The following is a 26,068-nucleotide window of genomic DNA, read 5'->3' on the forward strand; positions in this document are numbered from 1 at the left end:
TGAGCGGGCTTTTTTATTGCCTGATATTCAAGCGCCGGGTTGCAATAGCCAGGTGATGCTTTCCTTCTGAGCCCTCACTCGTTTATTTTTCCCCGTTTTGTTCCGGATGGCTGCGCCATCCAGCGTGATATATCCCCGTCCATGTCGCTTGTCTGAATATAAAAAGCACAGAATGTGATGCCTCTACCTTTCTTGTGATGCCCGCTCTGCTTTAATTCGTCTGCTCACGTTCGATGGGCCAAGGAATCACAATAATTTGAGGAATGGACACATGTTCAAAAGAACAGTAACGATGATGCTGGCGGCGGGAACCCTGGTATTAGGCGGTTGCGCATCCCATGGTGGTGCAGAACAGGCGGCAGACAACAGCGATTTCGGTGGCAAGTCCATCTACCTGCGTGGGGAGATGAACGACTGGATGGCAACCGATGCGAGCAAGGTGGTCAAGGTCGCCGACAAGCTTTACATGGCCAAAGGCACACTCAAGAAAGAGTGGGCCCCCTACAAGTTCAAGTTTGCCGACTCAGGCTGGAGTTGTGGCACCAACTTCGGTTACAAGAGCCCGAGTGACGGTGTCGCCGTGCTGGGTGGGGAAGCCGTGCCGGTCAACCCCTGCTCCAAGTATGAGGACATGAAGTTCTCGCCGGATGCGGATGGGGTCTACGAGTTCTATCTGAACATGGCTGGCGAGACGCCGACCGTGTACGTCAAGAAACCCTGAGTGCTTCCTGATCGCTAAATCTTTCAGGAAATGAATCAGTTAAATGCCTCGGCCCAGAAACCTGCTGGCCGGGGCATTTTTTTAGGATAGAATCGGCGCCCTCATGGCAGTAGCTGTACTATATATTGTGTTATTTTTTATAAGTGCCACTATTGGTTGTGTTTTTGTCGCTGTCATGACGTTGATGTACTCACATAAGGTTGATTGAAAATGGCTAAATCCAACCCGGTGCAGGAGAGTGAACTCGGCTCCCGCCTTATCCCCCTGCAGGAAACGTCCCTCGAGATCTGGGACAGCAAGTATCGTCTCAAGAGCAAGGATGGGGCCCCTATAGATGGTTCCATCGACGAGACCTACCAGCGGGTTGCCCGCGCCCTGGCCGAGCAGGAATTGGAGCCCGATGCCTGGTATGAGTCCTTCCTGTGGGCGCTGCGCAACGGCGCCATCCCGGCGGGGCGTATCACCTCCAACGCGGGTGCCTTCGAGCACAAGCCGGCGACCTCGACCATCAACTGCACCGTCTCCGGCACCATCGAAGATTCGATGGATGACATTCTCGGCAAGGTGCACGAGGCCGGCCTGACCCTGAAGGCGGGCTGCGGCATCGGTTATGATTTCTCGACCCTGCGCCCGCGCGGCGCCTTCGTCTCGGGTGCCGGTGCCTATACCTCGGGCCCGCTCTCCTTCATGGATATCTATGACAAGATGTGTTTTACCGTCTCGTCAGCCGGTGGTCGCCGTGGCGCCCAGATGGGCACCATGGATATCCGTCATCCCGATGTGATCGAATTCATCCAGGCCAAGCGCGAAGATGGCCGCTTGCGCCAGTTCAACCTCTCCCTGCTCATCACCGAGGATTTCGTCAAGGCGGTGAAGGCGGATGCCCCCTGGCAGCTTATCTTCCCCTACACGGCCAAAGAGGTGGAGCAGGACGGTATTGCGCTGGACGATCCCGAAGTGGTGTTCTGGGCCGACTGGCCCAACAAGGAAGGGGTGGTCATCAACGCGCTGGGGCAGGTGGCCTGCAAGGTCTACAAGACCCTGCCTGCCCGCAAGCTGTGGAACGTCATCATGACTTCCACCTACGACTATGCGGAGCCCGGTTTCATCCTGATCGACAAGGTCAACCAGATGAACAACAACTGGTTCTGCGAAGAGATCCGCGCCACCAACCCCTGTGGTGAACAGCCCTTGCCCCCTTACGGTGCCTGCCTGCTGGGCTCGGTCAATCTGACCCGGTTTGTGCGCGACCCCTTCACCGAGTGGGCAGCCTTCGACTGGCAGGCGTTTCGCAAGGTGGTGGCCATCTTCACCCGCATGCTGGACAACGTGGTGGAGATCAACCAGCTGCCTTTACCCAGGCAGCGCGAGGAGATCACAGCCAAGCGCCGTCACGGCATGGGCTTCCTCGGCCTTGGCTCGACCCTCACCATGCTGCAGATAAAATACGGCTCTGCGGCTTCCGTCGCCTTCACCGAGCAGGTATCTCAGGAGCTGGCCATGACCGGCTGGCAGGAGTCCCTGCGTCTGGCCAGGGAGAAGGGCTCGGCTCCCATCATGGAGCAGGAGTTCGAGGTGACCGGCAAGATGCTGCGACTGCGCCCCGAGATGGCGGCCGATGGCATCAAGCTGGGTGACAAGGTGAAGGGCAAGGTGCTGCATGCGCGTTATAGCCGCTACATGCAGCAGGTGGCCGAGGTGGAGCCCGCCCTGGTGGCCGAACTGGCCGAGGTGGGTGGTCGCTTCACCCACCACAGCAGCATAGCGCCGACCGGCACCATATCCTTGTCGCTGGCCAACAACGCCAGCAACGGTATCGAGCCGAGCTTTGCCCATCACTACAGCCGCAACGTCATCAAGCCGGGCAAGAAGAGCAAGGAGAGCGTGGATGTCTACTCGTTCGAGCTGCTCGCCTACCGCGAGCTGGTGAACACCGGTGCCATGCCTTATTCGGAAGACGAAGCCAGCCGCCTGCCTGACTACTTCATCACGGCCGACGACATCAGTCCGGCCCAGCACGTGGACATTCAGGCCGCGGCCCAGCGCTGGATTGATTCCTCCATCTCCAAGACGGCCAACGTGCCGACCGATTTCCCGTTCGAGCAGTTCAAGGACATCTACATGTATGCCTCGGACTCGGGGCTCAAGGGCTGCACCACCTTCCGCTTCAACCCTGAGGCCTTCCAGGGCGTGCTGGTGAAGGAGAAGGATCTGGAGAACACTCAGTACGAGTTCACCCTGGAGGATGGCTCAGTCATCTCCGTCAAGGGGAACGAAGAGATCGAATACGATGGCGAGCTGCATACCGCCGCCAACCTTTATGACGCCTTGAAAGAAGGCTATTACGGTAAATTCTGAGAACAGATTATGGTCAAGAAGATCGACAAGAAAATCGTCGCCTACAAGGTGAAAACCCGGGATGAGCCGCAGGAAGATCTGGCCCCGCAGGATGACGTGGTGCACATGCACGAAACCGTGCTGCGCCCGGAGCGGCTGATGGGCACCACCTACAAGCTGAAGACGCCGGAGCATGTTTCCGAGCACTCGCTGTTCATCACCATCAACGACATCATTCTCAACGAGGGCACGGTTCACGAGACCCGCCGCCCGTTCGAGATTTTCATCAACTCCAAGAGTCTGGAACACTATCAGTGGATAGTGGCGCTGACCCGTATCATCTCTGCCGTGTTCCGCAAGGGTGGGGATGTCACCTTCCTGGTGGAGGAGCTGAGATCCGTGTTCGATCCCAAGGGTGGCTATTGGAACAAGGGCAAGTACGTTCCCTCCCTGATCGCCGAAATTGGCAACGTGATCGAGACCCATCTCACCGAGATCGGCATGATCAAGCTGCCGGGGCTGGATGAGCATCAGCAGGCGTTTCTGGCCGAGAAACAGGCCGAACTGCAGGTCCGGCAGCAGGCAGAAGAACAGCAGGCCGGCAGTGGTTTCCCGGCCAGTGCGGCACTCTGCTACAAGTGCAATACCAAGGCGCTGGTGCAAAAGGATGGCTGCATGACCTGCCTCAACTGCGGCGACTCCAAGTGTGGCTGACAAGCCACCGAGCACTTGAACAAGGCCGGCCACAGAGCCGGTCTTTTTTATTGATGCTTTTCTGTTCGAACGATCCTGCGGCTCAAGCGATTTGTTGCGTGATGGTAAAATCGGGCGTAGCGTTGGGGGTAATAAAACTGTCACGCTCGTGTGGTTTCAATGACATCTGAGATTCACACACGTGGCACCTTCAGTGCCAAGGAGGATGCTTATGGACAATACGGACCGAAAGCTGTTTATCCTGGATACCAACGTTCTGCTTCACGAACCCCTCGCCATCTACTCCTTCAAAGAGCACGACGTGCTCATCCCCATGACGGTGCTGGAAGAGCTCGACAACATCAAGGATCGCCACAAGGATGTCAGCCGCGACGCGCGGGTGGCCATTCGTGCGCTGGAAGACGTGTTCCGCGATGCAACGCCGGAGCAGATCACCCAGGGCGTACCGCTGGCGGGTGAGGCGAGCGGCAATATCTGTATCTTCAGTGACCACCATCTGCCCCAGGATGCCGAGGTGTTCACCGACAAGGAGGCCGACAACCGCATCATCAACGCGGCCCTCTATCTGCAAAAGCATGAGATGAAACGCCAGGTGGTGCTGGTCACCAAGGACATCAACATGCGCCTCAAGGCCAAGGGGGCCGGGTTGGCGCACGTTGAAGATTATCGCAGCGACCAGCTGATCGACGATATCCGTCTGCTGGCCAAAGGCTTCCAGGTGGTGCCCGGCAGCTTCTGGGAGCGGGTCGGCGAGTGTGACAGCGAGACCCATGGCCGCGATACCGTCCATGTGATCGACTCGAACTTGCTGGAGGGGGTACACGTCAACCAGTACCTGCTCGACGAGGAGAACTTCTTCGCCGCCAGGGTATTGAGCAACGATGGCCACAAGATCCGCATCAAGGATCTGGGCCGCGAGCGGTTGATGTCGCGCAAGGCCTGGGGTGTCCATCCCAAGAACGTCTATCAGGGCATGGCGCTGGATGCCCTGCTCGATCCGCACATCGATCTGGTGATCCTGACCGGCCCGGCCGGTTGCGGCAAGACCTTGCTGGCCATGGCCGCCGCGCTGGAACTGGTGATTGAGAAGGGGATTTACGAGAAGGTCATCGTCACCCGCAACACCCCGGAAATCGCCGAGAGCATAGGCTTCCTGCCCGGCACCGAAGAAGAGAAGATGATGCCCTGGCTGGCGGCGGTGACAGATACCCTGGAGGTGCTGCACAAGCAGGACGAGAACATGAGCGGCTCGCTGAGCTACATCATGGAGAAGGCCAACATCCAGTTCAAATCGGTCAACTTCATGCGCGGGCGCAGCATACAGAACACCTTCGTGCTGCTGGATGAGTGCCAGAACCTGACCGCGTCCCAGATCAAGACCATCATCACCCGTTGCGGCGAGGGCACCAAGATCGTCTGCTCCGGCAACCTGGCCCAGATCGACTCCAACTACCTGAGCCCGGTGACCTCGGGTCTGACCTACATAGTCGAGCGTTTCAAGGATTTCGACGGCAGTGCCAACATCTTCCTGAACGGGGTGGTGCGCAGCAAGCTCGCTTCCTTCGCCGAGGAAAATCTCTGATTTAACTGACTGTCTTCATATGAAAAAGGGGAAGCCAAGCGGCTTCCCCTTTTTTGATCCCGTCGCCGGTCATGACCCTTGCGTGTGCCCAAGGTAGCGCAGCAGGCCGGGGTGATCGCTGTTTTGCAGGATGTCGGGTTTGCCCTGCAGGGCGATGCGCCCCTCGTCGATGAAGAGCACCTGGTCGGCGATGAGCTGGGCATCCTCCGGGTTGTGAGAGACCATCAGCACAGTAATGGCCTGCTCGCAGGCCAGGCGGGCCACCTCTGCCAGCATCTCCCGGCGCAGGGCGGGATCGAGCGCCGAGAAAGGCTCATCCAGCAGCAGCAATGGCTTGCCACGCACCAGGGCACGCGCCAGCCCGACCCGCTGCTGCTGGCCGCCAGAGAGCTGCTCCGGCAGCCGCGCCAGCATGTCGCCAAGGCCGACCCGCTCTGCGGCCTGCTTCACCTGTGCCCGCTGAGCCGGGCTCAAACGCAGGCCCGGATGCAGGCCGATGGCGATGTTGTCGAACACCGACAGGTGCAGGAACAGGTTGTGATCCTGAAACAGGGTGGTCACCGGCCGCGCGGCAGGCCCCAGCGGCAGCAGATCTTCCCCATCGAAGCTGAGGGTGCCGGACTCTACCGGCACGAAACCGGCGATCATGCCGAGCAGGGTGGACTTGCCCGCCCCGCTTGGCCCTATCAGCGCAGTGATCTCTCCCTTGGGCAGGGTCGCGCTGAAGCTGACTCGCCAATCGGGGTAGCTGGTGACCAGCCCATCAATGTTCAGCATTTTTTCCTCCAAGCCCGCGTTCTACCAGCCAGAACAGGGAAAAACAGAGAATGAGCAGCAGCAGGGCGGTGGCGGCCGCCTCGGTCAGCCGGTAACTGCCGAGCTGCTGATAGAGCAGCCAGGGCAGGGTGGTGAGCTCCTGACTGCCGAACATGGCGATGGCACCGAGATCCCCGAGCGAGAGGATCATGGAGAGCGCCATCGCCAGTGCCAGCGGGCGGCGCAGCAGGGGCCACTCCACCAGCCGTAGGCGATGCAGCCCGCGCACCCCCAGGCTGTCGGCCAGTCTATCGTACTGGCGCACCACCAGCTGCATGGGAGCTGAGAGGGTGCGCAGCACATAGGGCAACGCCATCAGGGCGTTGACCAGCACCACCAGCCAGGGCCCCAGTGCGAACACATCGGTAAAGGGCATGAACATGATGAAGAGGCCTGTGCTGAGCACGACTGCCGGTATCATCAGGATCATGGAGCCGCTGGCCTCCCACATGGCCGCCGCCCGCCGCTGACGGGTGCGTACCTTGAGATGACGGCTGGTGAGCAGCAGGCCGCTGCCGAGCAGGGTGGCAAGGGTACCCGCCGCCAGCGCGATCAGCAGCGACTGGCCGCTGGCCTGCCACAGCTGCGCCGAGGCCAGCGCCGTCAGCAGGCCGGGATTGAAACCGGCCACCAGGATCGCCAGCTGCGGGGGCAGGAAGACGGCGAGCCCGGTGCAGAGCGCCACTGCATCTACCAGGCCTGTCCCCGGCTGATGGCGATCCGGTCGCAGACAGGGGCGATGGCTGCTGATCCGGCTTGCCGGCGTGGTCTGCAGCTTGTGCTGCAGCAGGAGCAGGGCGGCGGTCAGGATCAGCTGTACCAGCGCCAGGCCGCCGGCGGTGGCGAGGTCGAAGTCAAAGCGCAGCGCCTGGTAGACGGCCACCTCCAGCGTGGTGGACCTGGGGCCACCTCCCAGCGCCAGCACTGTGGTGAAGCTGGTGAAGCAGAGCATGAAGATGAGGCTGGCAAGCCCCGGCAGTATGCCGTGAATGAGCGGCCACTCCAGCAGCCGGAAAATATGGGAAGAGCGCATGCCGAGCTGACTGGCGAGACGCCAGCTCGATTCCGGTATGCTCTCTATGCTCTGCAGCATGAGGCGCGCCGCCAGCGGCATGTTGAAGAAGACGTGGGCCAGCAGTATGCCAAACAGGCCGTACAGGTAGTTGCCGGGATCCAGCCCCAGGCCGCGCAGCAGCTGCGAGAGCCAGCCCTGTTTGCCGTGCACCGCCACTATGCCGAAGATGGCGATGATGACCGGCAACACCAGCGAGAGGCCAAACAGCTTGAGCAGCAGGCGTCGACCGATGAAGCGGCGCCGCGCCAGCGCTCTTGCCACCGGAATGGCGAGCCCCAGGCTCAGCAGGGTGGAGAGCAGCGCCTGCCCCAGGCTGAAGCCCAGCACATGGCGCAGATAGGGATCGGCCAGCAGGGTGCGGGGGGCCAGTGAACCGGCCTGCCACAGCAGGGCGACGAGTGGCCCCAGGGATAACAGCAGGATCAACAGGGTGGCTGCGCTACCCGGCAGCCACCAGAGGGGGCGAATCTTGGTGCTCACTGGGTGACGGCTTGCAGCCACTCACGGATCCAGTTCTTGCGATTGGCGGCCACCTCATCGCTGGTGAAACTCAGCGGCTTGCTGACTGTGATCATCTGCTCGAAGCCCTTGGGCAGTGGTGCATCTGTCACCGGATACATCCAGTTGCCGGCAGGGATCTCCTGCTGGAAGGCGGGGCTTACCATAAATTGCAGAAACTGGTCGGCCAGCTTGCCCTGTTTGGCGCTTTTCAGCTTGGCGGCTACTTCCACCTGACGGTAGTGACCCTCCTCGAAGGCGGCGGCCTGATACTGGGGCTTGTTCTCGGCGATCAGGTGATAGGCGGGGGAACTGGTGTAGGAGAGCACCATGTCCGCTTCCCCATCGAGGAACATGCCATAGGCTTCGGACCAGCCCTTGGTGACAGTGACCGTCTTCTTGGCAAGCTCTGCCCAGGCTGCCGGCGCCTCATCCCCGTAGACCGACTTCATCCACAGCATCAGCCCCTGACCCGGCGTAGAGGTGCGCGGATCCTGATAGATCACCTTGAGATCCGGGCGTTCTACCAGCTCTTTCAGGCTCTTGGGGGGGGCTTTGAGTTTGTCCTTGTTGTAGACGAAGGCGAAGTAGCCGTAGTCATAGGGGACGAAGGTGTCATCCTGCCAGCCGCCCGGCACCTTGATGCCATCCAGCCTGGTGGTGTGCGGGGCGAACAGGCCGCTCTGCTTGGCTTCGCTGATGAGGGCATCATCCAGCCCCAGCACCAGATCGGCCTTGCTGTGCTTGCCTTCCAGCCGCAGCCGGTTGAGGATGGCGACGCCATCTTCCAGCGCCACAAGGTTGAGGTTGCAACCGCACTCCTTCTCGAACGCCTGCTTGATCTTGGGACCGGGTCCCCATTCGGCGGTGAAGGAGCTGTAGGTGTAGACGGTGAGGGTGTCGGCCGCGAAGGCCTGGGTACTGAGCAGGCCGGTGGCAACCAGCAGCAGGGTTTTCATCAAGTGGCACTCCCTGTTAATGATGAGGTGCCAGCGGATGAGGGCGCAAAAAATGAGCGCCATGCCTCAAATTCCTCCGCCAGCATTATCTGGATCAGGTACACGGGTATAATCTCAGCGGTAAACCGCACCCCGTTTGAGAAACGAACCGCATTGTATTAACGTTCTTGGGGGGAGGCCAGCACAATTGTTCCTGCGGGCCACCGAGATGGCGTCAGCACAACAGAGGATGTTCGCGTGATCACCAGTACCAAGGAAAGACGCGCCTTCCAGCGCATGATAATCAACGCCCCCGTCACCGTCGTCCAGCAACAGCAGGTGCTGGAGGGGATCTGTCGGGATCTCAGCGCCAATGGCATGGGGATCGCCGTCGCCGAGCATCGGCTCGATGTGAGTCAGCCCATCCGGGTTAGCCTGGCCACCAACAACAATCTGCTGCCGCCGTTCGAGGCCCAGGCCCGCATCATTCGGGTGCTGGAAGAGGAAGAGGGCCTGCTGCTGGCCATCGAGTTTCAATCCCAGGCCTAACCAACAACAGGTCTCACCGTCTGACACAGGCCAGCAGTTCGCTGGCCTGCGCTATTTTGGGCTTTGGTATTTGGCCCGAGTGTCACTGCCTGGCCTGCACCGGCTGCACGCCCAACTGCTTGCTATCAACCAGCGTCTGGCTGGTCGATGCGATCCGGCCCATGGCAAACTGACCCGGGCCCGTCGGCTCCATCAGCAGGTAGGTTTCGCCCTCCCAGCTCAGGGTCGCCTCACCCGGTTTGGCCGGCAGGGCCACCCCCAGCAGGGCATGCCCCGGCACGAACACCATGGCCTGTTTCAGCTCGGGAAAAAGCTGGGCCAGCATGGCCGCCATCAGGGTCACCTTGCTGTCGCAATCCCCCCGGTTCTGTTCCAGCACCTGACGCGGGCTGAGGAAGCCCTTACCCGAGCGCCCCGACTGGCTGTCGAGCAGCTGATAGGGGATGGCCTGGATGAAGCCGAGCATATGGGCCACCGTCTTCTGGCGGGCCTCCGTCTCTGTGGTGCCCGCCTGTTTGAGCTGATCGGCCAGCGGGGCCAGCTCGGTCCGGCTCTCCAGCGCAATGCGCACATGATCCTGCTTGATGGCAGGCACGCCATCGGGCGGGGTGAAGGGCTGGAAGTAGTGCTGCTTGAGCCACTCGAATTCCAGCTTGCCACGTTGCTGGGTGAGCCAGGCCAGTGCCTTGTTGACCAGGTCGGGCTGGCGCCCCTTGATCTTGAGCTCCATGTCGGGACGGGAGAGGGCGATCTGCACGGCGGGGAATTCGGTGGCGGCCTGTTGCAACAGGCTCTGCAACACCTCCTCCTGCATTCGCTCGGGTCTATAGGCGATAAGCGGCGGCAACTTGCCCGGCTCCAGCCGGTAGGTGAGCTGCTGCGCCTTGCCATCCTTGTCCTGCCAGCCGACGTTGAGCTGACCGCCGTGGCTGTTGAAATAGGTCTGCCCGGCGCTGGCCGGGAGCGCGAACCACAGGCAGCAGAGCAGGAGGATGCCGCTCGTTCTCTTCATCAAGGTTTCCTCTCTGTGGCGCCGTGATGGCCAGCTATGCGTGGTGGGCGGCGTGGCCGGACAATAAAACAGGGAGCCAAGGCTCCCTGTTGATTCTACTCGTTTTATTGCCGCTGGCGCGTCAAATCCAGCTCGGCTCTCTTGCACAGTCTCGAAGGCGCCGAGGGCTGTCTTGCGCTTGGGAGGGGGCCGCTCAGATCCAGCTCGGTTGCTTGGCTTCGAAGGCGCTGATGGCTGCCTCGTGCTGCAGGGTCAGGCCGATGGCATCCAGCCCGTTGAGCAGGCAGTAGCGGCGAAACTCGTCGATCTCGAAACCGAAGCTGAGCTCACCGGCTCGCACCTGGTTGGCCTCCAGATCCACCTCGATCTGCAGGCCCGGGTGGGCGGCAACCAGCTGGAACAGCGCCTCCACCTCTTCCTCTTTCAGGCGCACCGGCACCATGCCGTTGTTGATGGCGTTGCCGTAGAAGATGTCGGCAAAGCTCGGCGCTATCAAGGTCTTGAAGCCGTAATCCGCCAGCGCCCAGGGGGCGTGCTCGCGACTCGATCCGCAGCCGAAGTTCTCACGGGCCAGCAGGATGCTGGCACCGGCATAGCGCGGCTGGTTGAGCACGAACGCAGGGTTGGGCTGCAGGCCGGCATCATCCAGGAAGCGCCAGTCGTTAAACAGGTGCTTGCCAAAACCGATGCGGTTCACCTTCTGCAAAAACTGCTTGGGAATGATGGCATCGGTGTCGACGTTGGCGCTGTCGAGGGGGACGACGATCCCCTTGTGTTGCTTGAAACCTGTCATGTTAACTCCCTCTTACAGTGCGCGAATGTCGGCGAAGCGGCCGGTGACGGCGGCGGCGGCGGCCATGGCCGGGCTCACCAGATGGGTGCGGCCGGCACGGCCCTGGCGCCCTTCGAAGTTGCGGTTGCTGGTGGAGGCGCAGCGCTCCCCCGGTTGCAGCCGGTCGTTGTTCATGGCCAGACACATGGAGCAACCCGGCAGACGCCACTCAAAGCCCGCCTCGAGGAAGATCTTGTCCAGTCCCTCGGCCTCGGCCTGGGCCTTGACCTGCTCGGAACCCGGCACTACCAGCGCCTGTACCCCGGCGGCCACCTTGCGGCCACGGGCGATGGCGGCGGCGGCGCGCAGATCCTCGATGCGGCTGTTGGTGCAGGAACCGATGAACACCTTGTCGATGGCGACATCGGTGAGCTTCTGGCCCGGTTGCAAGTCCATGTAGGCCAGCGCCTTGCGGGCGGACTGCTGCTCCATCGGATCGGCGAAGGATTCCGGTGCAGGTATGGGCTCATTGACGGCGATCACCTGCCCAGGGTTGGTGCCCCAGGTCACCTGCGGCGCTATGTCGGCTGCGTCGAGCACCACGTCGGCGTCGAAGGTCGCGCCTTCGTCGCTCTTGAGGCTCTGCCAGTAGGCGATGGCCTGTTCCAGTGACTCGCCCTTGGGGGCGAACTCCTTGCCACGGATATAGTCGATGGTGATCTGGTCGGGGGCTATCATGCCCGCCTTGGCACCCAGCTCGATGGCCATGTTACACACCGTCATACGCCCTTCCATGGAGAGGCCCGCAATGGCCTCGCCAGCGAACTCCACCACGTAACCGGTACCACCGGCGTGGCCGACCTTGCCTATGATGGCCAGCACCACGTCCTTGGCGCTGATGCCCTCCGCCAGCTTGCCGTTGACGCTGATGCGCATGGTCTTGGCCCGGCCCTGTTTCAGGGTCTGGGTCGCCATCACGTGTTCCACTTCCGAGGTGCCGATGCCGAAGGCCAGCGAGCCGAAGGCGCCGTGGGTGGCGGTGTGGGAGTCACCACAGACTATGGTGGTGCCGGGCAGGGTAATGCCCAGCTCGGGGCCCATCACGTGGACTATGCCTTGGTATTTGTGGTTCAGATCGTAGAGACGAACCCCGAACTCTTTGCAGTTGTCGGCGAGCGTCTCCATCTGGATGCGGGCCATCTCGCCGGAGGCGGCTATGTCCTTGGTGGTGGTGGAGACGTTGTGATCCATGGTGGCCCAGGTCAGATCCGGGCGACGCAGCGGGCGCTTCATGGCGCGCAGGCCGTCGAATGCCTGCGGGCTGGTCACTTCGTGCACCAGGTGACGATCGATGTAGATGAGCGGCGTTTCGCCTGCCACTTCACGCACCACATGGGCGTCGAATACTTTCTGATAGAGGGTCTTGGCCATTGCTTCTCTCTTCCTTGTTATCTGTTGTGCGGCTCAGATCCGGGCGGCGATCTGGCTGCCCATCTCGGATGTGCTCTGCACCGGGTGACGGGCGCTGGCCTGATGCAGGTCGGCGGTGAAGTAACCCTCGGCCAGGGTCTGGGCCACGGCCTGCTCTATGGCCTGGGCGGCGGTTTCCTGGCCCAGGCTGTAGCGCAGCATCAGGGCGGCGGAGAGGATCTGGGCTATGGGGTTGGCAATGCCCTTGCCTGCGATGTCCGGCGCCGAGCCACCGGCCGGCTCGAACAGACCGAAGCCCGATTCGTTGAGGCTGGCGGAGGGGAGCAACCCCATGGAGCCGGTGATCATGGCACACTCGTCGGAGAGGATGTCGCCGAACAGGTTGGAGCAAAGCAGCACGTCGAACTGGGACGGATCCTTGATGAGCTGCATGGTGGCGTTGTCTATGTACATGTGGTTGAGGGCCACGTCCGGGTAGGACTTGGCGACTTGCGTCACCACCTCGCGCCACAGGATGGAGGAGGCGAGCACGTTGGCCTTGTCGATGGAGGTGACCTTGGCTCTGCGTACCCGGGCCGATTCGAATGCAATCTTGGCGATGCGCTCTATCTCGAAGCGATGGTACACCTCGGTATCGAACGCTTTCTCGTTCGCCCCTTCACCTTCACGCCCCTTGGGCTGGCCGAAGTAGATGCCGCCGGTCAGCTCGCGCACGCAGGCGATGTCAAAGCCGCGATCCGAGATGTCGGCGCGCAGCGGGGAGAATTGCTCCAGACCTGTGTAGATGCGGGCCGGACGCAGGTTGCAGAACAGCTTGAAGTGGGCGCGCAGGGGCAGCAGGGCGCCGCGCTCCGGCTGATCGTTCGGTGGCAGGTGCTCCCACTTGGGGCCGCCGACCGAGCCGAACAGCACGGCATCGGCCGCTTCACAGCCTTTGACGGTGCTCTGTGGCAGCGGGGTGCCGTGGTTGTCGATGGCGATGCCGCCGACGTCGTGGCGATCATAGTCGAGGGCGAAGCCGAATCTGGCCTGCACCTTTGCCAGTACCTTGACGGCTTCGGCCATCACTTCCGGGCCTATGCCGTCACCCGGCAACACTGCGATCCGATAACTGCTCATACTCACACACTCTCCGTATTGATCTTGTCTGTTTTTGTGACGTTGCGTTCCATCTGTTCGGCCACCTGATCGGCGCGCCAGATGCTGTTGATCACGTGGATCAACGCCTGGGCCGAGGACTCTATGATGTCGGTGGCCAGGCCCATGCCGTGGAATTTGCGGCCCTTGTATTCGGCGACTATATCGACCTGGCCGAGGGCGTTCTTGCCTTCGCCCTTGCCCTTGAGTTCGTATTTGTCGATGCGGATCTCGTAGCCTGTGATGCGATTGATGCACTGGTAGACCGCGTCCACAGGGCCGTTGCCGGTGGCCGCTTCGCTGATTGTTTCCTGGCCCACCTTCAATTTCACCGAGGCGGTGGCCATCACAGAGCTGCCGCTCTGGACCCCGAGGTACTCCAGCTTGAAGTGCTCGGGCTCTTCGTGGATCTGGCTGAAGAAGGCCAGCGCTTCGAGGTCATAGTCGAACACCTGCCCCTTCTTGTCGGCCAGGGTCAGGAACTTGCCGTAGAGATCGTCGAGATCGTAACTGCTCTCGGCGTAGCCCATGGACTCCATTCTGTGCTTGATGACGTGGCGACCAGAGCGGGAGGTCATGTTGAGGTTGTTCTGGGTCAGGCCGATGCTCTCGGGGGTGATGATTTCATAGGTGTTTTTCGCCTTGAGCACGCCGTCCTGATGAATGCCGGAGCTGTGGGAGAAGGCGTTGGCGCCGACGATGGCCTTGTTGGGCTGCACCGGCATGTTGCAGAGCTGGCTGACCAGGGCGCTGGTACGATGAATTTCACTGTGGCGGATGTTGGTGTGCACCCCGAGCAGGTCGGCGCGGGTTTTCAGTATCATGGCCACCTCTTCCAGCGAGCAGTTGCCGGCCCGCTCGCCGATGCCGTTGATGGTGCACTCGATCTGGCGGGCCCCCATCTGCACGGCGCCGATGGAGTTGGCTACCGAGAGGCCCAGATCGTCGTGGCAGTGCACCGAGATGATGGCCTGATCTATGTTCGGCACCCGGTTGAACAGGGTCTGGATGATGCCGGAGAACTCGGTCGGTACCGTATAGCCGACGGTATCCGGGATATTGATGGTGCGGGCGCCCGCCTTGATGGCAGCCTCCACCATGCGGCAGAGATTATCGATCGGGGTGCGGCCCGCATCCTCACAGGAGAACTCCACATCGTCTGTGTAGCGGCGGGCATGCTTGATGGCGCTGATGCCCATCTCCAGCACATCCTCGAAGCTCTTCTTGAGCTTGCTCTCCACATGGATGGAGGAGGTGGAGATGAAGGTGTGGATGCGAAAGGCCTCTGCGACCCGCAGGGCTTCGCCGGCGGCGTCGATATCCTTGGGCAGGGCACGGGCCAAGGCGCAGACCCGGCTGTTCTGGATGTGGCGGGCTATGGTCTGCACCGATTGAAAATCACCGGGGGAGGAGACCGGGAATCCCACCTCCATGATGTCGACACCGAGCCGCTCCAGCGCCTGGGCTATCTGCAGCTTCTCCTTGACTGTCAAACTGGCCGCCAGGGCCTGCTCACCATCACGCAAGGTGGTGTCGAATATGATGACCCTATCTGACATGTGACTTCCCTCTTCCTAAGTTCGGTGACGTGCATCCTGCGGTGGCATAAAAAAACCCGTGCAGGGTGCACGGGTTTTTGTAAATTCCGGCTATGCCTGAGCCCGGCTACAAGGATCCCGCGCGACTGGTCGCGATTAGGGAGAGTAGTAGTAGCGGAGCGGCAATAGGCATGATGACTCAATCCTTCCAGTCGATAACGCTTTTACCAATATCGAGATTTTTATGCTGTGTCAACCCGGACTCACAGGTTCAATCCGCTGGTTTATTTAATCGGATTGTAAAGGAGTGCAAATTTACTTGTCCCATATTCGGCCCTTGCCCGATTATCTGGTCATTCCTGCTGTACTCGATCACCTGCGCAATCAGATCGACTTATCAGTTTTTGCTGAATTATCTGAGGTATTCAATGGAAAAACGTAGACCTGGTCGTCCGGTCGGGCGTTCTGACATTCGTGACAAGTTGCTTTCCGCTGCTCGTGAGCGTTTTCTCAATACGCCCTACAGCAAGGTCACTACCCGCGAGATCGCCGAGCTGGCTGGCTCCAATCTGGCGATGATCCATTACTACTTCGGCAGTAAAGAGGGCCTCTACAAGGCGGTGCTGGGTGATGTCGCCGAGCCGCTGGACCAGGCCTGGCATGATGAGACCGGCAATCGCAGCCTCAATGATCTGCTCAACACCTACTATCAGGTGATGGCCCCCAACAGCGAACTGACCTCCGCCATCTCCAGCGCATTATCGACCGAGAAGAGCCCGGGTCGGGATTTTGTGCTGAATCGTCTGCTGGAGCGCCAACTGCCCCAGTTCGATGCCTTGCTGGAGTCCATGAAGAACAACGGTGAACTGGGTGACAACCTGGATCCCGAGATGCTGAAGATCTCCTTCCTCAGCATGATGTGGCAACCATTCGTGATGAAGGATCTCTACGAGCAGGTATTTGGCCTGACAGTGGATGAGCACTTCATGGCCCGTCTGGCGGATCACAACTGCCGGCTGATGGAGAGTGGCCTGCGCGGCACCCTGAACTGATCATTTGCCGCGCTTGTCGTAAAAAAGGGCCATTCGGCCCTTTTTTTCATCAATCTGTTATCTGACCGTCAACCAAGTGTCACCTCGCCGCCCTAGTCTGCACTGAGACTTCAGGGAAGGAGGGGTTATGAACAAGATCCAGCAATGGGACCTGCAGGTGTGCCGCATCTGCCTGCTCCACGCCTACAACCGGCCGCAGGCCAGGATCAGCCGACTCATCTCCCGCACCGGTGATGGCCCGCTCTACGCCGTGCTGGCCGCCCTGCTCTGGTGGCAGGGGGAGGCGGAGCGTGAGCTGGTGGGGGTGGCCCTGCTGGCGTTTGCCATCGAACTGCCGCTCTATCTGCTGCTCAAGAACGCGCTGAAACGCCAGCGTCCGGCAGGCCTGCCGGTCTTTATCACCCCCTCGGATCGCTATAGTTTGCCCTCCGGCCATACCGCAGCCGCCTTCCTGATGGCGACCGTGCTGGCCGCCAGCTTTCCGCTCTGGGCGCCCCTGCTGTTTGCCTGGGCCGCACTGGTGGGGGCGTCACGCCTGTTGCTCGGGGTACACTACCTGAGCGATCTGGTAGCCGGTGCCCTGCTCGGTGGTGGCTGTGCCCTGCTGGCGCTGAGCTGGAGTCAGGGATGAGAATACTGTTCGGGGTACAGGGCACAGGCAACGGTCACATCAGCCGCAGTCGCACCCTGGCGCGGGCGCTGCGCGCCCGTGGGCTTGAGGTCGACTACCTGTTCAGCGGTCGCCCCGCCGACGGTTATTTCGAGATGGCCGAGTTTGGCGATTATCGTACCTTTGCCGGCATCACCTTCGTCAGCCACGAGGGTGCCATCTCGGGCTGGCGTACCCTCAAGGGGCTCTCGCCCCTGCGCTTCTGGCGGGACATGCGGGCTCTGGATTGCCGCGATTACGACCTGGTGATCAGCGATTTTGAGCCACTCAGTGCCCATGCCGCCCGTCGCTGGGGCAAGCCGAGCCTCACCATCAGCCATCAGGCCAGCTTCGACTGGCCGATCCCGCGCTGGGGCGAGAGTGGCTTCAATCGCCAGCTGATGCGCCACTTTGCCCCGGTCCGCCAGTCCCTAGGACTGCACTGGTTTCACTTCGGTCAGCCGCTGCTGCCGCCCATCATAGATCCCATCGCCCAGGCCCACGACAATCAGCAGATCCTGGTCTATCTGCCGTTTGAGCAGACCGAGGCTATCGCGGCCCTGTTGTCGCGCTTCAACCAGCAGCGCTTCGTCTGCTTTCATCCGGCCATTCGCAGCGCCAGCCAGTGGCGCAACATAGCGTTCGAGCCGCAGGCGCGGGAAAGTTTCAAGCAGGTGCTGGCCGGCTGTCGCGGCGTCATCACCAACGGCGGTTTCGAACTGGCCTCGGAGGCGCTGACGCTCGGCAAGAAGCTGCTGGTCAAGCCGCTGGGGGGACAGTTCGAGCAGCTGACCAACGCCAAGACGCTGGAGTTGATGGGGCTGGCCCGGCTGATGGATGCACTCGATGCCAATGCGGTGCGGGCCTGGCTGGATGCCTCGGCCCCGGGCCAGATACTCTATCCCGATGTGGCGGGCGAACTTGCCGGCTGGTTGGCGGACGGGGCAAAGGAGAGCGTGGCCGAGCTCTCGCGCCGGCTGTGGGCTCGCACCCTGTTTCCGGAAGAAGTGTGTGATCGCTTGAGCGAGCTGGAAGGCGGATGCCCGTTGAGCAGCAGTTGGTTATCGCAAGTGAGCGCCTTTGACTAGACTGAAAGCGATCCCACCAAGGAGAGGACGGACACCATGCGCTTTACCAATGAAAACGGCGACACCATGACCCTGGCAGACAACCTGACCCTGCACGAATTGCTGGACATGGGGGTCAGCATCTCCGTCTGCGAAGAGACGGACCCGGATCAACAGATCTGGCTGGCAGAGCCGGAAGACGAACAGTAAGTCTGTGCTCTGCTCGACGGCCCGCCCCATGGGGCGGGCTATTTTTTTCCAGATTGCCTCGTTGTGACAGCATGATCCGCTAGCCAGTCCCCCATCTTCCCAGCATTGTTCCCACCCGTTTCACCAAGTCACTGAATGTTAATAGCTGTTTGAAATTTATGACTGTTATGGTCAGACAAAGCCGTGGACAAGCGTTCACAAGCGGGTTAAGTTGGTTTTTCACCCGCTTTGCGGGTGAATGATGGAAAAAACCTATTTTTCTACTATCGACGGCACCGAACTCGCCTGGCCCGTATTCAGACAACAACAAAACACGGACCGGCGCTGCCGGGAAGCAGCGGACTGTCGATAGCTTTCGCTTAACGGAGCAAAGCCTGGAGGGCTTTATCATGGAGATGTTATCAGGCGCCCAGATGGTGGTTAGAGCGCTGGAAGATCAGGGAGTTGAGCACGTTTTCGGCTACCCTGGTGGCTCAGTACTCGACATCTATGACGCTCTCTTTGAAAACGGCAAGATGGAGCATGTCCTGGTGCGGCACGAGCAAGCCGCTGTGCACATGGCGGACGGTTACGCCCGCTCCACCGGCAAGGTGGGCACAGTGCTGGTGACCTCGGGTCCCGGCGCCACCAACTGCATCACGGGGATCGCGACCGCCTACATGGATTCCATCCCCCTGGTGATCCTGTCCGGCCAGGTGCCGACCAGCATGATCGGGGAAGATGCGTTCCAGGAGACCGACATGATCGGCATCTCCCGTCCTGTGGTGAAGCACAGCTTCCTGTGCAAGAAGGCGAGCGAGATCCCCGAGGCCATCAAGAAGGCCTACTACATAGCCGCCAGTGGCCGCCCGGGGCCCGTGGTGGTGGATCTGCCCAAAGACGTGCAGAACCCGAAAGAGAAATTTCCCTACCAGTATCCCGAGACCGTCTCGCTGCGCTCCTACAATCCGACCAAGGCCGGACACAAGGGCCAGATCAAGCGGGCCGCCAAGTTGCTGGTGGAGGCGCAGCGCCCCGTCATGTACGTGGGCGGCGGCGCCATCAATGCCAATGCGGATCATCTGGTGACCAAGCTGGCGGAGCTCTTGAACCTGCCGGTGACCACCACCCTGATGGGGCTGGGGGCCTTCTCCGGCACTCATCCGCAATTCATCGGCATGCTGGGGATGCACGGCACCTTCGAAGCGAACAAGACAATGCACAACGCGGATCTTATCTTCGCCGTGGGTGCCCGCTTTGATGACCGCGTGACCAACAACGTGGCCAAGTTTTGTCCCAACGCCACCATAGTTCACATCGACATCGATCCAACCTCCATCTCCAAGACGGTGCAGGCCCATGTGCCCATTGTCGGCTCGGTGGAAACTGTGCTGGAGCAGATGCTGGAAGTGATCCGCGAGTGCGGCTTCGACAACGACAAGCAGGCGCTGGCGGACTGGTGGAGCCAGATCGCCCAGTGGCGCTCCCGTAATTGTCTGGCTTATGAAACCCATCCCACCCTGATCAAGCCGCAGCAGGTCATTGAGGCGCTTTATAAGGTGACCAAGGGGGAGGCCTTCGTCGCCTCCGACGTGGGCCAGCACCAGATGTTTGCCGCGCTCTACTATCCGTTCGCCAAGCCGCGCCAGTGGATCAACTCCGGTGGCCTCGGCACCATGGGCTTTGGCATTCCGGCCGCCATGGGCGCCCAGTTTGCCAACCCGGATGCCGTGGTCTGCTGCGTCACCGGTGACGGCTCGGTGCAGATGAACATCCAGGAACTCTCCACCTGTTTGCAGTACGGTGTGCCCATCAAGATCATCTCCATCAACAACCGCGCCCTTGGCATGGTCAAGCAGTGGCAGAAGATGTTCTACGGCGGCCGTCACAGCCACTCCTACATGGAATCCCTGCCCGATTTCGTCAAGCTGGCGGAGGCCTATGGCCACGTCGGCATCGCGGTGAGCGATCCGGCGGAGCTGGAGAGTGCCATGGAGAAGGCCTTCGCCATGAAGGATCGGCTGGTGTTCATGGATATCTCGGTCGATCCGGATGAGCATGTCTACCCGATGCAGATCAAGTTTGGCGCCATGGACGAGATGTGGCTGAGCAAGACGGAGAGAACCTGACGATGGAACATATTATTTCGGTCGTACTGGTGGATCACGCCGTCGATGAGATGTGGCTGAGCAAGGCGGGGGAAATCTGATGAGACATATTATTTCCGTTCTGTTGGAAAACGAATCCGGCGCCCTGAGTCGCGTGGTAGGTCTCTTCTCCCAGCGCGGCTACAACATCGAGACCCTGACGGTGGCCCCCACCGAGGATCCCACCCTGTCCCGCATGACCATAGTGACCATGGGCGACGAGCGGGTGCTGGAGCAGATCCAGAAGCAGTTGCACAAGCTGGTGGACGTACTCAAGGTGTGCGACTTGAGCGAGGGGGAACACATCGAGCGGGAGATCGCCCTGATCAAGGCGCGTGCCGCCGGTGGCGCTCGCGACGAGCTGAAACGGCTGGCTGACATCTTCCGTGGCCAGATCGTCGACGTGACCCCGGAGCAGTACACGGTACAGCTGGTGGGCACCAGCGAGAAGCTGGACGCCTTCATCAAGACCGCGGCCCAGACCAACGAGATCATCGAGGTGGTGCGCTCGGGGGTTTGTGGCATCTCCCGGGCTGACAAGGCACTGCGCCCCTGATTGTTTCGCCGATGAGGCTGTTATTCCAAAAGGGCTCTACGGAGCCCTTTTTCATGGGCGCAAGGTGAGCAAGAGGGAAGTGCGAGTCTGTCATTTTCTTTCAAATGATCAGTAAACTATCCACAAAAGCTGTGGAAAACTCTGTAGATTAGCGGTGTGTCTAGCGTTAGTTAGCTGATCTTAAAGGGGTATTTGGATCTGATCTCTGCTGGGGTGCAATTGTGCAATCCACTCTGGCGGGTGTGAGTGTTTGCTTATCCTCTTTCCCTTGCCAGGCAGGCGCTGGCGATGAGGGTTGGGATCCGGTCAGGATCCTGATTTGATCTTGCGGATCAACATGTCGCCCGTCCGCCATAAAAAAACCCGCCTCTCGGCGGGTTTTTCACAGGGTAGGCTGAAGGTCGATTACTCGGCCTGAGCTGCCTGGATACCGGTCAGGGCTATGGTGTAGACGATGTCGTCAACCAGGGCACCACGGGACAGGTCGTTGACCGGCTTGCGCATGCCTTGCAGCATGGGGCCGATGGAGACCAGATCAGCTGAGCGCTGTACCGCCTTGTAGGTGGTATTGCCGGTGTTCAGGTCCGGGAAGACGAACACTGTGGCTTTACCGGCAACCGGTGAGTTCGGTGCCTTGGACTTGGCCACGTTCTCCATGATGGCCGCGTCGTACTGCAGCGGGCCGTCGATGATGAGGTCGGGGCGCTTGGCCTTGGCCAGCTCGGTCGCTTCACGCACTTTCTCTACATCGGCACCGGCGCCAGAGGTACCGGTAGAGTAGGAGATCATGGCGACGCGCGGCTCGATGCCGAAGGCGGCAGCGGAGTCGGCGGACTGGATGGCGATCTCGGCCAGCTGCTCTGCAGTGGGATCCGGGTTGATCGCGCAGTCGCCGTACACCAGCACCTGATCAGGCAGCAGCATAAAGAAGATCGACGAAATCAACGAGGAGCCCGGGGCCGTCTTGATGATCTGCATCGGCGGACGGATGGTGTTGGCGGTGGTGTGTACCGCGCCGGATACCAGGCCGTCTACTTCGCCACGTTCCAGCATCATGGTGCCCAGCACCACGTTGTCTTCCAGCTGTTCGCGGGCAACCACTTCGGTCATGCCCTTGTTCTTGCGCAGTTCGACCAGACGCGGCACATAGCGCTCACGCACTTCCAGCGGGTCGATGATCTCGACACGGTCGGTCAGCACCACGCCCTGCTGCTCGGCAACGCGACGGATCTCTTCCGGATTGCCCAGCAGCACAGGGCGGGCGATGCCACGCTCGGCACAGATGGCGGCAGCCTTGATGGTACGCGGCTCTTCGCCTTCCGGCAGCACGACGCGCTTGTTGGCCTGACGGGCCAGCTCGGTCAGCTGATAACGGAATGCCGGCGGGCTCAGACGACGGGAACGGGTGGACTTGGCGGAGAGAGACTCGATCCAGTGTTTGTCGATGTGGCCAGCCACATAGTCCTGCACCAGTTCGATACGCTCGCGGTCATCTTCCGGAATGTCGACGTTGAAGTTCTGCAGGCTGACGGCGGTCTGCCAGGTGTTGGTGCCTGTGATCATGATCGGCAGGCCGGTGGCCATGGCCTGTTGGCACAGGGCCAGCACTTGCGGTTCCGGATGATAGTTGCCGGTCAGCAGCAGGGCACCCAGCTTGACGCCGTTCATGGCGGAGAGGCAGGCGGAGACGATGACGTCGGAACGGTCGCCGGAGGTCACCAGCAGGCTGCCCGGACGGAAGTGCTCAACCATGTTGTGGATGGAACGGGCACAGAAGGTCACGGTCTGCAGGCGACGGCTGTCCAGCTCACCCTTGTGCAGGATCTTGGCGGCCAGATGCTTGGCGAGATCCTTGGCGCGCGGGGCGATCAGCTGGGTATTCCAGGGGATGCAACCCAGGATGCGCAGCGGGCTTTTGCCGAACACCTGCAGCACTTCCAGATTGTGAGCTGCTTCGGAGGTGTGGTGGTGCGCCTCGAACATCTCGGTCAGGTCGGGGCGGGTCACGCCGTGCTCGTCAACCGGAGCGCCAACCTTGTTGATGACACAACCCACGATACGGGGGTTGCTGACGCCACCGAAGTTGGAGCAGGCCAGCTCGATGCGCTCTTTCAGCTTCTGGCTGGAGTCGTTGCCCGGGTGGGTCACGAACACCATGTCGGCATCCAGCGCCTTGGCGACGTCGTAGTTCAGCTTGTTGGCAAACGGCTGCTTGTCGGTCGGGACCATGCCTTCGATGACCAGCACCTCGGCACCACTCGCCTTCACGTGTTCTTCGAAGCGGGCCACTATCTCTTCCAGCAGGATATCTGTGTTGCTGGAGGTGATCATGTTCTCGGCGTAGGAGAGGGCGAACGGCTCGGGCGGGTTGATGTTGGCAGCGGCGCGGATCACGGCGGTGGAGCGCTCGGTACCGGTTTCACCTGGACGCGGCTGGGCGACCGGTTTGAAGAAGCTGACATTGACACCGTGACGTTCCATGGCGCGGACAACGCCAAGACTCACGGAAGTTACGCCGACACCAGTGCCGACCGGGATAAGCATAATAGTGCGTGCCACTTAATACCCCTTGCTCATTTTTTGGGATCAGGAAAAGGCCGCCCTGGGGCGGCCTTGCTCTACAGCGAAATTATGCGCCGACCAGTTCCAGCGCATCGTGGGCAATGACCCACTCCTCGTTGGTCGGGATAACCAGGGCCTTGGTGGAACCAGCCTTGGTGATCTCGCCACCCTTGCCAAAACGAGCCTTCAGGTTGGCGTCGTGATCGACGTCAAAGCCCAGCAGACCCAGCTTGTTCAGGGTGATTTCACGGATCGGGGCGGAGTTTTCACCGATACCACCGGTGAAGACCACGGCATCCAGACGACCGTCCATGGCGGCGGCGTAGGCGCCGATATACTTGGCCAGGCGATAGCAGTAAACATCCATGGCACGCTTGGCTTCTTCTTTGCTGTCGTAGTTGTCTTCAACGAAACGGCAGTCGGAAGTGACTTCGGTCAGACCCTGCAGACCGGACTCTTTGGTCAGCATGGTGTTGATATCCGCCACGCTCATGCCCAGTTTGTCGTGCAGGAAGAAGATGATGGCCGGGTCCAGATCGCCGGAGCGGGTACCCATGACCAGGCCTTCCAGCGGGGTCAGACCCATGGAGGTATCAACGGATTTGCCGTTCTTGATGGCACAGACGGAACCGCCGTTGCCCAGGTGGCAGTTGATGATGTTCAGCTCTTCCACCGGCTTGTCCAGCTGCTTGGCTGCTTCCAGGCTGATGTAGTAGTGGCTGGTGCCGTGCGCGCCGTAGCGACGGATGCCGTTCTCTTTGTAGAGCTTGTACGGCAGGGCGTACAGGAAGGCTTCTTCCGGCATGGTCTGGTGGAAGGCGGTGTCGAACACGGCCACGTTCTTGTCGGCCAGGGCCGGGAAGATACGGCGGGCTTCACGGATACCGATCAGGTGAGCCGGGTTGTGCAGCGGTGCGTACGGTACGGCGGCTTCAATACCGGCGATCACGTCATCACAGATCACGACCGAGGAGGTGAAGCGCTCACCACCGTGAACAACACGGTGACCGATGGCGATCAGATTCTTGGACAGTTCCGGATTGAGCGGCAGGATCTTGTTGACGATGTAGTCCAGCGCTTCCTGGTGAGCGGCACCTGCGCCCAGATCGGCACTGCCTTTCTCGCCATTCAGTTTCCACTTGATGCGGGCGTCGTCGAGGTTGAAACACTCGGCCAGGCCGGACAACAGATCATCACCGGTGGTTGCGTCAATGACAGCAAACTTCAGGGACGAGCTGCCACAGTTAAGTACAAGAACCAGCTTACTCATGAATAAATCCTATCGCAGATTGGGTTGTGTAGAAGGATGCGTTGGACGCGTTGCGTCCAAAAACTTTCAACTTATCCTTATGAGGGTTGGCAATCTGTTGCTTGCCCCTTGTATAGTGATACAAGACCCGAAATCCAGACGTCCCTGACAGCGCAACGGCAGGCCGTTGGCGCAAAAATTGGGCGTACAAAGGATAACCCGATTGTTGAAAAATAACAAAGTCATCCTCAACCTTTGTTATTGCACATCAAATATAGTCGAGGTTTTGCCGTTAATACGTTCAAAAAAAGCTCGGAGGTAGCATGAGCATGAACATTTTTGGAACTAAATTACAGCAAGGCCGTCATTATATGACCCTTTGGCCCCGCCGTCCCGAGCTTAATTCCATGTTCCCCGAGAACCGGGTGATCAAGGCCACCGAATTCGCCCTCAAGATCATCCCGGCGCTGGCGGTGCTCAGCGTCATGCTGCAGTTCCAGCTTGGTGAGCTGCACTACTGGCCATCGGTCATGGCCTCTGTGCTGTTTCTGCTCAGTTTGCCGCTGCAAGGTTACTACTGGCTCGGTCAGCGCGCCGATACCCGGTTGCCTCCTTCCCTTGCCAGCTGGTATCGCGAGATCAACGGCAAGATGAACGAGCAGGGCGGACATCGCCAACTGGTGGCCCAGCCCCGTTACGAAGAGCTGGCCGATACCCTCAATGCCGCCTTCAAGCAGCTGGACAAATCCTTTCTCTACGAATAGGCGAACAAGGTTTTCCAATCAGACAAAGGCGCCCAGAGGCGCCTTTTCCATCTATCGCGATCAGGCCGCCAATACCTTGCGGATCTCCTGGATGGAGAGCTTGTATTGACGGGGGCACTGGCGCCATACGGTCAGCATGCGCTGGTACTTGTCACGCATGGCGATGTCGCTGGAGAGCTCGTCACACGGGCACTTGAGTTCGGGGAAGCGTTTGTCCACTTCCAGCAGGAAGCAGACGTAGTCGGCCAGCTCCCGCTCCTGGCTGCGGCTGTAGCCGTTGAACTCCAGCCGGCTGGCATTGATTTCACCCTGATCTGCGCCATCCAGGTTGCCCCAGGAGATGGCCAGCGCATGGTGCAGCTCCAGGGTGTCGATCACCTCCTGACAGGTGGCCAGATCCAGATGACCGAAGCTCTTCTCCAGTTCGAGGATCTGCAGGCAGTAGCCGCGCGCTATGATGGTGCTGGCCCGCTGGTAAGACGCTGCTTTCTCCGGATTGAGTTTGGCCAGGATCTCGTACTGGTTGCTCAGGATCAGGCGTTCGGTGTGGCTCATGTTCATGGGCTTTTCTCACTGGAAAATGAAACTGGGGTCACGTTAACCCATATCTCAGATGAATTTTTTGATCTGGCAGGGGAGGTTGGCGAGAAAGCCGGGTCGGGAAATCAAAACGGGCTTGCGACGGGTTAATTAATGGCTCTGTCCCAGTTATG

At 60.4% G+C, this 26,068-nt stretch carries 23 protein-coding genes and 1 riboswitch; of the genes, 12 read left to right on the forward strand and 11 right to left on the reverse strand.

Annotated elements, in window-relative coordinates; genetic code table 11:
• The first annotated feature begins 271 nt into the window (after positions 1–271).
• The 4 genes from BN1118_RS10650 (at position 272) to BN1118_RS10665 (ending at position 5,354) form a co-directional block, all read left to right on the forward strand.
• Positions 272–721 carry an early set domain-containing protein gene (locus BN1118_RS10650; protein ID WP_043141731.1) on the forward strand — a complete coding sequence of 150 codons (450 nt, stop codon included), beginning with the start codon at positions 272–274 and terminating at the stop codon, positions 719–721.
• A 210-nt stretch (positions 722–931) separates the two neighbouring features.
• Complete coding sequence (locus tag BN1118_RS10655; RefSeq protein WP_043556000.1) at positions 932–3,079, forward strand: adenosylcobalamin-dependent ribonucleoside-diphosphate reductase; 2,148 nt, start codon at positions 932–934, stop codon at positions 3,077–3,079.
• Between the two features lie 9 nt (positions 3,080–3,088).
• A complete protein-coding gene (locus BN1118_RS10660) occupies positions 3,089–3,772 on the forward strand; it encodes a TSCPD domain-containing protein (RefSeq protein WP_043556001.1) in 684 nt (227 codons plus the stop codon).
• A gap of 211 nt (positions 3,773–3,983) precedes the next feature.
• Positions 3,984–5,354: a PhoH family protein gene (locus BN1118_RS10665; protein WP_043556002.1), complete on the forward strand. Its 1,371-nt coding sequence runs from the start codon at positions 3,984–3,986 to the stop codon at positions 5,352–5,354.
• Positions 5,355–5,423: 69 nt separating this feature from the next.
• Here BN1118_RS10665 and thiQ read toward each other — a convergent pair whose 3' ends face one another.
• The 3 genes from thiQ to thiB are packed head-to-tail and all read right to left on the reverse strand — an operon-like array spanning position 5,424 to position 8,702.
• Positions 5,424–6,131 (reverse strand): thiamine ABC transporter ATP-binding protein, encoded by a 708-nt coding sequence (thiQ, locus tag BN1118_RS10670; protein WP_043556003.1) that lies wholly within the window; start codon positions 6,129–6,131, stop codon positions 5,424–5,426.
• On the reverse strand, positions 6,118–7,725 hold the full coding sequence (gene thiP, locus BN1118_RS10675) for a thiamine/thiamine pyrophosphate ABC transporter permease (protein WP_043556004.1): 1,608 nt from the start codon (positions 7,723–7,725) through the stop codon (positions 6,118–6,120). Before thiP ends, thiQ begins: the two co-directional genes overlap by 14 nt.
• Positions 7,722–8,702, reverse strand: a complete 981-nt coding sequence (thiB, locus tag BN1118_RS10680; RefSeq protein WP_043556019.1) for a thiamine ABC transporter substrate binding subunit — start codon at positions 8,700–8,702, stop codon at positions 7,722–7,724. Before thiB ends, thiP begins: the two co-directional genes overlap by 4 nt.
• Before the next feature lie 54 nt (positions 8,703–8,756).
• A riboswitch (TPP riboswitch) is annotated at positions 8,757–8,847 on the reverse strand.
• Positions 8,848–8,939: 92 nt separating this feature from the next.
• Here thiB and BN1118_RS10685 point away from each other — a divergent pair.
• Positions 8,940–9,230 (forward strand): PilZ domain-containing protein, encoded by a 291-nt coding sequence (locus tag BN1118_RS10685; protein ID WP_043141746.1) that lies wholly within the window; start codon positions 8,940–8,942, stop codon positions 9,228–9,230.
• Positions 9,231–9,312: 82 nt separating this feature from the next.
• Here the strand turns inward: BN1118_RS10685 and BN1118_RS10690 are convergent, their stop codons facing one another.
• From BN1118_RS10690 to leuA, 5 genes are all read right to left on the reverse strand, one after another.
• Positions 9,313–10,242, reverse strand: a complete 930-nt coding sequence (locus tag BN1118_RS10690) for a transglutaminase-like domain-containing protein (protein WP_043556005.1) — start codon at positions 10,240–10,242, stop codon at positions 9,313–9,315.
• A gap of 193 nt (positions 10,243–10,435) precedes the next feature.
• On the reverse strand, positions 10,436–11,035 hold the full coding sequence (gene leuD / locus BN1118_RS10695) for a 3-isopropylmalate dehydratase small subunit (protein WP_043556006.1): 600 nt from the start codon (positions 11,033–11,035) through the stop codon (positions 10,436–10,438).
• A gap of 12 nt (positions 11,036–11,047) precedes the next feature.
• Positions 11,048–12,445 (reverse strand): 3-isopropylmalate dehydratase large subunit, encoded by a 1,398-nt coding sequence (gene leuC, locus BN1118_RS10700; protein WP_043556008.1) that lies wholly within the window; start codon positions 12,443–12,445, stop codon positions 11,048–11,050.
• 33 nt (positions 12,446–12,478) lie between these two features.
• A complete protein-coding gene (leuB, locus tag BN1118_RS10705) occupies positions 12,479–13,564 on the reverse strand; it encodes a 3-isopropylmalate dehydrogenase (RefSeq protein WP_084214078.1) in 1,086 nt (361 codons plus the stop codon).
• A 2-nt stretch (positions 13,565–13,566) separates the two neighbouring features.
• Positions 13,567–15,141, reverse strand: a complete 1,575-nt coding sequence (gene leuA / locus BN1118_RS10710; RefSeq protein ID WP_043556010.1) for a 2-isopropylmalate synthase — start codon at positions 15,139–15,141, stop codon at positions 13,567–13,569.
• Positions 15,142–15,548: 407 nt separating this feature from the next.
• On the opposite strand from leuA, the gene BN1118_RS10715 reads away from it, so the two are divergent.
• From BN1118_RS10715 to ilvN, 6 genes are all read left to right on the forward strand, one after another.
• Positions 15,549–16,172, forward strand: coding sequence for a TetR/AcrR family transcriptional regulator (locus tag BN1118_RS10715; RefSeq protein ID WP_042865668.1), 624 nt, complete (start codon positions 15,549–15,551; stop codon positions 16,170–16,172).
• Positions 16,173–16,299: 127 nt separating this feature from the next.
• Positions 16,300–16,803: a phosphatase PAP2 family protein gene (locus tag BN1118_RS10720; RefSeq protein ID WP_043125038.1), complete on the forward strand. Its 504-nt coding sequence runs from the start codon at positions 16,300–16,302 to the stop codon at positions 16,801–16,803.
• Positions 16,800–17,909, forward strand: a complete 1,110-nt coding sequence (locus BN1118_RS10725; protein WP_043556012.1) for an MJ1255/VC2487 family glycosyltransferase — start codon at positions 16,800–16,802, stop codon at positions 17,907–17,909. Before BN1118_RS10720 ends, BN1118_RS10725 begins: the two co-directional genes overlap by 4 nt.
• A 36-nt stretch (positions 17,910–17,945) precedes the next feature.
• Complete coding sequence (locus tag BN1118_RS21700) at positions 17,946–18,098, forward strand: hypothetical protein (RefSeq protein WP_010673158.1); 153 nt, start codon at positions 17,946–17,948, stop codon at positions 18,096–18,098.
• A 389-nt stretch (positions 18,099–18,487) separates the two neighbouring features.
• On the forward strand, positions 18,488–20,206 hold the full coding sequence (locus BN1118_RS10730) for an acetolactate synthase 3 large subunit (protein WP_043556014.1): 1,719 nt from the start codon (positions 18,488–18,490) through the stop codon (positions 20,204–20,206).
• Positions 20,207–20,285: 79 nt separating this feature from the next.
• The gene (ilvN, locus tag BN1118_RS10735; protein WP_040097800.1) at positions 20,286–20,780 is read left to right on the forward strand and encodes an acetolactate synthase small subunit; all 495 of its coding nucleotides are present in this window, start codon (positions 20,286–20,288) and stop codon (positions 20,778–20,780) included.
• Between the two features lie 405 nt (positions 20,781–21,185).
• Here the strand turns inward: ilvN and pta are convergent, their stop codons facing one another.
• Both pta and BN1118_RS10745 read right to left on the reverse strand, forming a co-directional pair.
• Positions 21,186–23,339, reverse strand: coding sequence for a phosphate acetyltransferase (gene pta / locus BN1118_RS10740; protein ID WP_043141774.1), 2,154 nt, complete (start codon positions 23,337–23,339; stop codon positions 21,186–21,188).
• Between the two features lie 70 nt (positions 23,340–23,409).
• The gene (locus BN1118_RS10745; RefSeq protein WP_043556015.1) at positions 23,410–24,612 is read right to left on the reverse strand and encodes an acetate kinase; all 1,203 of its coding nucleotides are present in this window, start codon (positions 24,610–24,612) and stop codon (positions 23,410–23,412) included.
• A 302-nt stretch (positions 24,613–24,914) separates the two neighbouring features.
• Between BN1118_RS10745 and yfbV the strand changes: the two genes are divergently transcribed.
• Entirely contained in the window at positions 24,915–25,355 is a 441-nt protein-coding gene (yfbV, locus tag BN1118_RS10750) for a terminus macrodomain insulation protein YfbV (protein ID WP_042865674.1), read from the forward strand.
• A gap of 60 nt (positions 25,356–25,415) precedes the next feature.
• Here the strand turns inward: yfbV and BN1118_RS10755 are convergent, their stop codons facing one another.
• A complete protein-coding gene (locus BN1118_RS10755; RefSeq protein ID WP_043556017.1) occupies positions 25,416–25,916 on the reverse strand; it encodes a YfbU family protein in 501 nt (166 codons plus the stop codon).
• Between the last annotated feature and the right edge of the window lie 152 nt (positions 25,917–26,068).

The sequence above is a fragment of the Aeromonas bestiarum genome (assembly GCF_000819745.1).
GTDB lineage: Bacteria > Pseudomonadota > Gammaproteobacteria > Enterobacterales > Aeromonadaceae > Aeromonas > Aeromonas bestiarum.